Origin of the sequence: Pseudomonas sp. GM55 (genome assembly GCF_000282395.1) — a bacterium.
In the GTDB taxonomy this organism is placed as follows: Bacteria; Pseudomonadota; Gammaproteobacteria; order Pseudomonadales; family Pseudomonadaceae; genus Aquipseudomonas; species Aquipseudomonas fluorescens_CC.
Window position 1 is genome coordinate 1 of sequence record NZ_AKJJ01000093.1, and the last position, 11,781, is coordinate 11,781.

The window sequence follows — 11,781 nt, forward strand, 5'->3', positions numbered from 1 at the left end:
TGTAGCTCGCGAGCGAGGTCCAGACCGTGTCGTTGCCGGCACCGGCGAGCTCGGTCACCACGTCCCCAGAGTCGGTGACTTCGTAGATATCGTCGCCAACGCCTCCAGCCATGATATCGGCACCCGTGCCCCCGATGAGAACGTCATCACCCTCGTCACCATTGAGGAGGTCGTTGCCGCCCAAGCCGTTCAGGATGTCGTTGCCAGCACCTCCGCTGGCAATGTCGTCGCCTACCGTGCCGGTCCATATGTCGACACCGGCAGTACCGACAAACACATCACCGGCGGCCACCGTGGCCGTGGCGTCGGACGCAATGCTTTCGGCCACACCGAAGTCATCCACGTAACTGACCACCACGCGCACCTGGTCACCAACCTGAGCCTGGCCGAGCGTGAACGTGCTGGCGGTGGCTCCGGCGATGTCGACGAAGCTGACCCCGTTGGTCTCCTGCCACTGGAAGGTGAACAGCGCATTGCTGAGACCATCGACGTCGATGATGCTCGACGTGTCGGCGGTCAACACCTGGTTTGGAAACGCAAGCCCGAGGATGGTCGGCCCGGCAGTCGGTAAGTTGTTCCCCGACGAGTCGACGATCTCCAGCGTGCTGTTGGCATCCTGATACACCGCCCGAACACGGATGTTCAGACCGGCGACATCATCCGCCACCCGATAGGTGGCGCCGGTCGCCCGCGACACCTCGCCAGCGGCGAAAAAGGTGATGTCCTCAAAGACGCCCGAACCAGGGATGTTTTCGACCTGCCAGTAGTAAGCCACGGGACCTGTAACTGCGCCGGTCGGATTGGTCGCTCTCACATTGTCCGCGTCGTGGACCGACTGATCGCTGACGCGCAGCAGTTGGCCGGCGACAGACGCGTCGGTACGCGCACCGGTGGCAGCATCAAGGATCGCCAGACGCCCCACAGGAGCGCTGTTCAGGGCGGTGCCAACGCCGGACGGCTGCGCCTGGTCGGCGAACTGCAGACGCTCGATGCCCGTCAGGCGATCGACGCCATCACGCCCGGCCACCAGGTCGGTCACGATGACGCTGTTGCCTTCGACTGCGACGCTGTACTCCGAAAAATTACCGGAGAACACCGCTGTGTCGAAGTTGTCAGTGCCGGTCAGAATCTCCCGCACGATGACCAACTGGCCCGGGTTGTAAGTACCGTTGAGCATCGCCTGGACCATTGGCTCCATGCTGTTGAACGTGGCGATTTCCGCGCCAGTGCCATTAGCGTTTTCCCGTACGCTGATGCGTACGTTCAGCCACTTGTCACCGTCGATGATGTCGTCACCGCCGCGGCCTTCGATGAGGTCGCTGCCGCTGCCACCAAGGATGATGTTGCCGCCGTCGAAGAACGTCGCTCCGACTGGCAGCAGACCCGCCAGGCCGTTGATCAGGCTGATGTTGGTCAGCACACTGCCGGTTGCACCGGCGGTAGGCAGCGATGTCGCATCTTCGTTATCACCGCGCAGGAAGTCACCGTGGGACGAACCCGACAGACCTTCCATGATGTCGAAACGCACCAGTGCCGAAGCCCCCGAACCCGGCTGCACTGGAACATCGAAGAAGCGGTCGCTGTAATCGATGGTCACGCCCTGGGCGAGATCCTTGAAGGTCGCCCAGTCATAGCCCGAGCCGCCGATATAGCGGTCACCGAAGCCGAGACTGCCGACCATGATGTCGTCGCCGCCTTCGCCGTTGAACTTATCGTTCTCGTTGCCGCCGACGAATACATCATTGCCAATGACCGGGTCGTTGCCGAGCGGATCGAAGTTATCGCCAGGTGCGCCGTCCGAGGTGCCCTTCTCGATCCAGTCGTCGCCTTCGTTACCCATGTCCTGTTCGTTGGCTTTGCTGCCCAGGATGAAGTCGTTGCCCTGGCCACCAATGGCTTCGGAGGCGTCCTCACCGGTCACGATGAAGTCGTTGCCGAACCCGCCAATGATCAGGTTGATGCCGTTGCCTCCGTGCAGCACGTCGTTGCCGTCGCCACCCTGAATGTTGTCGTCGCCGCCGGTGTCGGTGATGATGTCGTCGCCGGCACCACCGCGCAGTTGGTCATTGCCGTTACCGCCGTCGAGGCGATCGTTGCCGGCATCACCCCAGACCGTGTCATCGCCATCCCCCGAGAGGAGGATGTCTGCGTTGTTGGTGCCACCCAGTACGATGTGCTCTTCACCTGTGTACCTGATGTAGTTGGTGTCCAGCCCCACGGTCAGCGGGTTGTCGCGGAATACTACCTGCACGGTGGGCGCGAGAGTCGGATCGACATTGCCCAGGCCCTCGTTGAACTGTTTGCCCTGGTCCACTTCCAGATAGAACCCAGGATCCGAGAACACCAGGCCCGGCAAGTGCGTGACCGAAGTGTTGGCCATGATCAGCTTGGCGAACGAGTTGCTTTCAAGTTCGGCATTCATCGACAGGCCAGAGGTACGCTCCAGGTAGTAGAAGCGGTCGCCGTCCTGCAGTTTTTCCAGCTGGTTCTCGAACACGAAGTTGAAGGTCGAGCCGAGCATGCCGCCGAACGGGGTTTTCTGTTCGGCCAGGCCGCCGATCCAGAGGTCGATGGCATCGACACCCGTGATCGTCACACCCTTCAGGTCATCGGCAGTACCCAGCTGCCCATCCTTGCCGGCCCGCGTTACGTTGGCCCAGGCACCGGTGCTGTTGAGGAAGTCCAGGCGGTCGCTTGGCTCATTAACACCACCATCGCCAAACACCAGCATCATCGCCGCAGCGCGTTTGCCGTCCATCGTGGCCGCCGCCGTGATCGTGCCATGCGTGCCATAGGCCGCGATGAAGTTGATCAACGACTCCGGATGCTTGAGGTGCTGCACCAGGTCGACCCAGCTGGTGTACGGCTTGAGTTGGGTATCACCAGTTTGGCTGTAGATGTCGCGGCGGATCGCATTGAGTGAGGGAATCCCCACGTCGCGGCCACGGGCGATGTTGAGCGCCGGCAGGTCGAGCGGCAGGCCGAGCAGGTTGTTGCGCAGCGCCTCGGTGACGAACTCGTCGATTTCGTTACCGGCTTGCCGCGTCACCCCACGTATGATTGCACTGGTCGCATCCTCTGGCGTCACGCCACTGGTGGCGTACGCCAACGGGTTGAGGAACGCCGCGATCAGGCCGGTCTGTTGATTGCCATCGGCATTCGGATTGCCGTCGCCCACCACTTGGAAGTTGGTATCGTAGCGATCGACGGTCTCGGTCAGCATCGAGTGGCCAAACCGGTACACGGTGTGGGCGAACTCGGCGACGATCGAGGCATCGAGGTCAACGTCATAGACCTGGGTCGGTGCGAAGAACAGGTCGATGTTGGGCTGGATGGTCCGCGCAAACTCCTCGAACACCAGGTGCTGATACTGCATCTCGGTGCCGAACTTGGCCGCCTGGAACAGGCGCTCACCATTCCACACCAGCGCGTTGACCTCATCCGGGTTGACTGGCAACACAGTCACCGGAGTCAGCAGCCACTCGTTGAGGAAGGCCACGTCACCCGAATCGAGCACGGTGTCCTTGGTTTGCTGGACCAGGCGGTTGTGCTCGGAGTGGAAGATCGCATGCACCGCGGTCAGGCCGATGTTCTCGTTGACCCGGCCGTCGCCAGCGATGTAGTGCGCATCCAGCAGTTCGTTGTCGTAGGTCAGTTTGGCTCCGGTCAGCGGATCGATCGGCACGGCGTTGCCAGCAATGTCATCCGCGTCCGGAACGAGCACGCCAAGGTTGTCGAACACCGGCACTGCATTGTTGTTAATGTCGACGAGGAACTGGTGACCTGTGCGCACAGCATCGGTCAGGTCAACGGGAGCAGCCGGATTACCTTCGACAAGGAAGTCATCCGGCGTGCCGCCAAGACCGTCAATGCCCTTCATCACGACCATTGGGAAGCCGTGTTCCCCCTTGATGAAATTGCCATAGGCATCGGTCGCCAACAGCGGGGCATTATCGACGTCGGCGTCGGTCAGGTTGATGCCGAGAATGTCACGGGCTTGCGCCTTGACCACCTTCCAGGTCGCCATGCCACCGATTTCGGTATCGTCCCCGGTACCAAACTTGCCATCCCCCCCCAGGTCACGGTTGGTGATCAGCCTGCCGGTCGCTATGGGCCCGTTGACGGTCAGCTGATAAGCGCGCAGGAACACCTGGTGCGACGGGTGCGAGCTATAGGTCTGGTTCTGGTCCACGAACGGCGAGGTGGTGTTGGTTTGCTCATGGATGTCGTCGCCGTTGCCGAGAATGCCATCCGGCCCTGGCAGGTTGGTCGCGCGGCTCAGCACCATGAAGTTGGTGTTGCCGCCTTGTACAAACAACGGATCATCCGGTTTCAGCGGGATGAAGATGGTGCCCGAACCGCCTTTGGTGACCAGGTCCAGGCCATGATCGAAGAACTGCCCGAAGAAGGTCATCCAGGCGTTGAACGGCGCGGACAACCCCGCATCCGCCGTGGTGTTCTCGAAAAAGTACACATCGTGATCATCGCCAGTACCGAACTGACCATCCAGGCCGGGGCTGGCGACAATCCGTACGCCATCCTTGAGCACGTCGTCATTGCCCGCACCCACCACGCCGAAGTCGAGATGCCCGTTCGCACCCGGGTCGAAAGCCGTGGCATAGGCCGCCGGGTTTTTCGACGTCTGGTCGACGATCAGATTACTGATGGTGCGTGGCTGCGAGTCAAACACAGCGCCGCTGGTCTGCTGATACGTCGTTCCCGGGCCGGCCGGCGAGCCGGGACCGAAGAAGTCGGCAGGAGCACCTTCGGCCGGATTGAAGACCGGATCGGTCAAGCGCGGAAAGACGTTATCGGCGGCACCAAACTCGGTGTGATTGTTGCCGTTGAGGTTCATCAGGTTGTTGTTCGACCCGTCGACCGCACGCAGACCCAACGGCGCACGGATATTCGGGATCAGCGAGAGGATGTCCTGACCGGCCGCATCCGCCTCGGCAATCTTGATCTGGTCAAGGATGAAGTTGAGGTCGGAGCGAACCATGTGAAGGCCCGCGCCGCCCGCGGTGGCATCGACTACAGGTATCGGCGCCGTTGGCGTGACCGGTGCACCGGGGGCTACGACGGCCGTCGGCGCGGAGAACAGGATCTCCGTGGTGCCGTGACCGTCCTGATAGATCGCCTTGACCCGCAACGACAACCCGGCGAGGTCAGGAGAGACCTTGAACGCGGTGCCGTCGGCGCTTTGGAACGCCAGGTCGCCCGCCGGCAACAGGATGATGTCCTCGAATACGCCGCTGTTTGGCGTTGCCTCGAACTGCCAGATGTAGGACACCGAGGAGTTGGTGATCAGGCCCAGCGGATTACCCGCTGCGACGTTGTCGTCATCGCGCACCCCGGCCACGCTGACCGTCAGCGTGTCGCCCACAGTGATCGCGCCGCCGTTGCCATCCGCGATAGTGGGACTGCCATCCGGTTGGGCATTGAGTCCCTCCACCAGCACTAGCTGGTTATCGGCGAACTGCAGGCGTTCGATATGCAGCAGGGTATCGGTGCCGTCGCGACCCGCTACGCTGTCTATCACTGTATAGACATCGTCCGCCAAATCGTCCGTGCCGCGGTCGTCAACAAAAACCGTATAATCGTCCTGAATCCCGGAGTAGATGGCGGTGTCGAAGGCCGCCCCGCCCGTCGAGGTGCCGGGCATGACTTCCCGCACAGCCTTGAGTTGACCAGGGTTATAGGTGCCGTCCAGCATGAACGGGATCATGTCGACCATGCTGTCGAAGCTGGCGATCTCGGGACCGGTATGGTTGACATCACCAGGGGCATAAACGGCAATTCTGACGTTGATCCATTTGTCGCCATCGATCAGATCATCGCCACCGCGGCCCTCGATCAGGTCACTGCCATTGCCGCCGAGGATGATGTTGCCAGTGGCAAAGCCGGTGGTCGGCAATCCGGCATCGGCCAGGAACTGGTCCAGTCCGCGGATCAACGCGACATTGGTCAGCGCACTGCCCGTGGTACCGCCGTGGTTGATGATAGTGACCGCGTCAACATCATCGCCTTTGAGTACGTCGCCAAAACTCGAACCGGACAAGCCCTCGACCTCGGCAAAACGGTCGAGAATCGACGCAGGTGAGGCGCCGACTGGATTGAACACCCCGGCATTCTGGTTTGGCGCATTGCCGTGTGGTTGCGCCAGCGCGGCCAGTCTCAGGTCAACGGTCACGCCAACCTTGTCATTCTTGTAGGTCACCCAGTCGAAACCGGACATGCCGTCCATCTTGTCCTGGGCATCGCTGCCGACGAAGATGTCATCGCCACCCTCGCCGATCATTTCGTCGAAACCGCCACCACCGACAAAGATGTCGTTGCCGATCACGTCGTCATTGAGCAACGGCGAGAAGTTGTCGCCAGGCGCACCGTCCTGGGTGCCCTTTTCGATCCAGTCATCACCTTCGTTGCCGGTCGGTGGCAGGTTGGTCTTGGCACCGAGGATGAAGTCGTCACCCTGACCGCCGAAGGTGGTAGTGATGTCTTCCGTGGTGATGATGAAGTCCTGGCCATCGCCACCCAGGATCAGGTTGCCTGCAGCAAGCATGCTGCCAACCACGATCACATCGTTACCGGCATTACCTTCCAGACGGTTGTCACCGAACGAGTCGGAAATGATGTCATCGCCCGCGCCGCCCAGTACCGCATCGTTCCCGGCACCGCCTTCGAGGCGGTCGTTGCCGGCGTCGCCGTAAAGGGTGTCATCGCCGTCACCGGAGATGATGATGTCATTGCCGGCGGTGCCGCCCAAGACGACATGGTCTTCACCGGTGTATTGCAGATAATTGGTGTCCGTACCGGGGGTGTCGGGGTTGTCGCGAATCACCAGCGGCACGACTTCCACGCCGTTGATCATGATGCCGCCCGTCGGATCGGCGCGGCTATCCAGGCCAAGGCCGGTGAACTGAGTGGCCTGATTCACTTCGAGGGTGAACGTCGGCGTCAGGAACACGGTGTTCGCCAGGTGGGTGACATCGGTGTTGAGCATGATCAGCTTGGCAAAGGAGTTGTTCTCAAGCTCAGTGCCGAAGTTCAGGCCCGCGGTACGCGACAGGTAATAGAAGCGGTCGCCGTTCTGCAACGCCTCCATCTGGGTTTCGAACACGAAGTTGAACGTCGAGCCGAGCATGCCGCCGAACGGCATCTTCTGTTCGGCGAGGCCACCGACCCAGAAGTCGATGTCGTCCACACCGGTGGTGGTGACGCCATTGACCATGGCGTAGATGCCCGAACTGTTGAGGAAGTCCAGGCGATCCGCTAAACCCGCGGTAAAGGTACGCTCATTGGCCGTACCGGCATTGATCACCGCGCTGCCGCCAAACACCAGGGCAGCAGCGACCGCACGCATCTCGACCATCGTATCCACATCGGCTGCCGTCAATGCCTCGTGGGTACCGAAGGCCGCGATGAAGTTGACCAACGACTCGGGGTGCTTGAGGTTTTCGGCCAGGTCAGCCCAACTGATGTACGGCTTGAGTTGGCTGTCGCCAGTCATTGCGTAGAACTCACGGCGCGCCTCATTCAAGGTGGGGATGCCCGTGTCGCGACCACGCGCCAGGTTCAGGCTCGGCAAATCGAGCGGCAGACCGAGCAGGTTGTTGCGCAACGCTTCGGTGACGAACTCGTCGATCTCGTTGCCGACCTGACGGGTCACACCGCGAATGATCGCCCCTGCCGCTTCGTCCGCAGTCGCCCCGCTGCCGGCGAACGCCAGTGGGTTGAGGAAGGCCGCGATCAGACCCAGTTGCGAGTCCGGGTTGAGTGGGTTGGTGAGGAGCGGATTGAACTCGGGGTCGAAGCGATCGACGGTCTCGGTCAACATCGAGTGACCGAAGCGGTACACCACGTGGGCGAACTCGGCGAAAATTGCCGGGTTGATCGAGGTGTCATACCCATTGGGCGCAAGGAATTCGTCGACCTGCGGCTGAATGGTCCGTGCGAACTCCTCGAACACCAGGTGCTGGTACTGCATCTCGGTGCCGAACTTGGCGGCCTGGAACAGGCGTTCGCCGTCCCACACCAACGCGGCGATCGCGGCGGGGGTAGTCGGTATCGCAGTCACGTCGTCAACCAGCCACTCATTGAGGAAGGCCAGGTCACCGGAGGCCAGGATGGTGTCCTTGGATTGCTGGACCAGGCGGTTGTGCTCGGAGTGGAACACATGGTGCACGGTGGTCAGGCCGATGTTCTCGTTGACCCGACCGTCGCCGGCAATGTAGTGGGCGTCGAGCAGTTCGTTGTCATAGGTCAGGTTGTTACCGGCCCCGTCAGTTAGCTGCGCATTGCCGATAGCGTCACCAGCATCCGCCTGCAGGGCCCCACCGATGACGACCGGCGCGGCATTGTGGGCAATGTCATCAAGGAAACCATGCCCGGTACTTACGGCGTTGGCCAGACTGATCGGAGCATCCCGGTTGCCTTCGACCAGTTGAATGACGTCATCAGTCGTCCCGGCAATCCCGTCAGCACCGTTACTGACGTGCATCACCACCTGCGGCATGCCGCTCGGCCCGCGGATGAAGTTGCCGTACGCATCGGTTGCCAGCAACGGCACGTTATGCACATCAGCGTCAGTCAGGTTGATGCCGAGAATGTCACGGGCCTGGGCCTTGACCACTGCCCAGGTCGCCATGCCGCCATTTTCGCCGCTGCCATCATCTTCCGTGCCGAACTTGCCATCGGCGCCGAGATCGCGGTTGGTAATCAAGCGTCCCGTTGCAACAGGATCGCCTGCCGCATTGATGACGTACTCACGCAGGAACACCTGATGCGACGGGTGCGAGCTGTAGGTCTGGCTCTGGTCGACGAACGGCGAGGTGGTGTTGGCCTGGCCATCATCGGCAGTGCCAAGTGTTCCATCCGCGCCGGCGGTACGCACCGCACGTGGCAGCACCATGAAGTTGGTCGGGCTATTTGGGTCGAACAACGGATCGTCCGGCTGCAGCGGAATAAACACGAAGTCGTTAGCGCTCTTGGTGACCAGGTCGAGGCCGTGGTCGAAGAACTGGCCGAAAAAGGTCATCCACGAGTTGAAGCTGGCGGTCAGGCCGACGTCCGGCGACACGTTGGGCATGAAGAATACTGGCTTGTCATCGGTCGTGCCGAACACGCCATCCAGCCCTGGGCTGATGACAGTCTGTGAACCCGGATTGGCCGCTGCGGCCGCGACCGCCGCCGGATTGTTGGCGGTCTGGTCGACGATCAGGTTACTGATAATCCGTGGTTGCGGGTCGATCACCGTCCCTGTCCCGGCGTAATCCGCCGATAGAAAGGAAGGATCAAGCAGGCGCGGGAAGGTATTGTCCGAGGCGCCAAACTCACTCTGGCCGGTGACCAGGTTGTTGAAGCTGCCATCGACGGTACGCAGGCCGAATGGCACCTGGCTGTTGGGAAGCAAATCAATGAGGCTTGCGCCGTCGGCATTCGCTTCTGCGATGAAGATTTGCTTGAGGATGAACTCCAGGTCCGACTTGTTGAAATTGGCCATTTTGGATTGCCCTCGATCTATTTGGGTAAAGGCACGGGACGAGAGAATCCGCCCGCGCCAAGTCAAGTGCTGGCTTGCGCAGTTTGTTGGTTATGTTTTTTGGCGAGAGATCTGGCGTTACCCGGGACCCGGGATACGCGCCTGGAATTCGCGTAGTGAATTGCTCGCCGGTCGATCAGGCAGAACGGATTCGAGCCCTGGGCGGGTCATGGAATCGGGAAGTGAAGGCGAACGTCCTGGACAGCCCCTTCCCTCTGCAAAAGCACGAAATGATCGACATAAGTCTGCTCCTCTCCGGGAAATCACCGCGCCTTGCGTTGCCAAAGCGATGGCAAGCTTCAGGCGGGCGGGGCCCCCGATAACTAAGACTAAAGTTCCATAGCAAATCTTTGTCAATATTACGTCGCTAAAACAGACGACTGGTATTTTGACCTCGCAACTAGCTGTTTTTAAAAGATATATAGGCTGTTGAGTGCAGGTATAGAGCGAAATGTTATTTCGAATGGCTACTCCACCACCTACGCTGCTGCATAAGGGAGCAACGCAGCGATTTCGGAAGACCCGCCATTCATAGAGCGACCAGCCTGCGTGTCCATAAGCTGTTCAAGGAACTACATTGACCGTTAGCCGTTGTGCCACAAGGGCAACCGGCTTTTCGAAGTGGGAGGATCAACATGCCCAAGCAGTCGAGCATCCGTTCCGAACTGGCCGACGCGCTCGTTCGCATGCGCCGCAGTTTTTACTCGCTGACAGGGTTCAGCGGTGTCATAAACGTCATGATGTTGACGCCAGCCGTTTATAGGCTGCAGGTCCATGATCCAGCCCTGGTCAGTCGCAACGTCACGACGCTGGCGATGTAGACGGTCCTGGCGGTTGGACTGTTCTTGCCGATGTCCACGCTGGAAATGGTCCGCACCCGCGTGCTGATCAGGGTCGACAACTGCCTCGACATGGACCTCAACCGGCGCAAACCGGGGGCCGGCACCATCACCGACATCGACGAGTCGGCCGCTCGCCGCGACCTCGCCGAAGAAGAAGTGAAGCGCGCCAGGGCCGGCCACTGGCCAACGCTGGATTTCATTGCTGGCTACACCGGGGGTGAGAGCCAATCACTCTCCGAGTTGAATCAACGAGTCTCGATCAGGCTCGTATCGTCGTGTGAGGGGAAACGGCGGCAACCAGGACTGCTTGAGCGATTTCTGCTGCGCGCGTGCTGTCTCCAGCTCTTGATGGGTTTCACTGAGACCGTCGATGCTCTTGACCACCTCCGCCGCCCGATTGAAGGCAGAACGATCATCCAGCACCGGCTCGCGGAAGATCGAATCAATGTCGGTCAATTGCTTGATGCCTGCGGCACGGTTCAGCAGGGAGAATGCGCGCGCCGAACCGGAGGGTACGGGTGGCCGTCGAAAAAGGCCTGAAGCAAATACAGAAAGCCTGGGCCGATCGTCTCGGTAGCCCTGATGCGGCATGGGCCGTCATCGCTCAATGTGTGGGAACGCCAGTCCTGTCCCGAGCAGTCGAGAAAGAACGAACTCGCAAGGAAATCATTGCCTCGACCCGCAAAGCTATTGAAAAGAGCTATTTCACGCCGGAAAAATAGAAGAGCGTCTCCGATTATGCGAGAGCAGCTCGCAACGTCATGACCATCGCTATCGCTGCAAAACCCTGGTCGATTCAGCCCTCCCTGAATTCCCACAGCGAATGCATTCATGAGGCAATTGAGTGGAAAGAGAAAGGGAGGGCATCCATTGCCCTCCCTTCTTCTGTTCCGCCCTCTTGCGACAGTACTGACCAGGACCTCAAGTGGCCAGAATGAAGTCCGTCTGATCAACGGCCGCGCTGCTGACACCGACAAGGCGGATGGAGTCCGCCCCGATCCCGACCACCGTGTCCGCCCCATCAGCCGCGATGCTCACGTTGGCAGCGAAGGTCACGCTGGTGATCCCCAGTGCCGTGATATTGAGCAGGTCCTGCCCTGCGGCCGCATTGGCGCCGAAGCTCAGGATCGCATCGTTGCCGAAGCCCGGGCCAAACACGAAGATATCGTTGCCGGCGCCGCCGACCTGCGTGTCGTTACCCGCGCCGCCGATGAGCACGTCATTACCCGCACCACCCACGATCACGTTGTCGAGCTCGTTGCCGCTGCCCAAGAAGTTGCCGGTGCCGCCAAAGAACAGATTCTCGACGTTGGCACCCAGCGTGTAGCTCGCGAGCGAGGTCCACACCGTGTCGATGCCGGCACCGGCGAGCTCGCTCACCACGTCCCCAAGGTCGGT

3 protein-coding genes and 2 pseudogenes are annotated in these 11,781 nt (G+C 60.6%); 2 read left to right on the forward strand and 3 right to left on the reverse strand.

The window, feature by feature from the left end; translation table 11 throughout:
• On the reverse strand, window positions 1–9,502 hold a 9,502-nt coding region (locus tag PMI31_RS22475; protein ID WP_008020977.1), incomplete at its 3' end, for a peroxidase family protein.
• Between the two features lie 674 nt (window positions 9,503–10,176).
• Between PMI31_RS22475 and PMI31_RS31105 the strand changes: the two are divergent.
• A pseudogene (locus PMI31_RS31105) lies at window positions 10,177–10,470 on the forward strand (type I secretion system permease/ATPase); the annotation flags it as partial.
• A gap of 219 nt (window positions 10,471–10,689) precedes the next feature.
• Here PMI31_RS31105 and PMI31_RS31450 read toward each other — a convergent pair.
• Window positions 10,690–10,869, reverse strand: a pseudogene (locus tag PMI31_RS31450) (hypothetical protein); the annotation flags it as partial.
• Window positions 10,870–10,901: 32 nt separating this feature from the next.
• Between PMI31_RS31450 and PMI31_RS30855 the strand changes: the two are divergent.
• Window positions 10,902–11,105, forward strand: coding sequence for a hypothetical protein (locus PMI31_RS30855; protein WP_043302573.1), 204 nt, complete (start codon window positions 10,902–10,904; stop codon window positions 11,103–11,105).
• Window positions 11,106–11,304: 199 nt separating this feature from the next.
• On the opposite strand, the gene PMI31_RS22495 is transcribed toward PMI31_RS30855, so the two are convergent.
• On the reverse strand, window positions 11,305–11,781 hold a 477-nt coding region (locus PMI31_RS22495; RefSeq protein ID WP_008020985.1), incomplete at its 5' end, for a calcium-binding protein.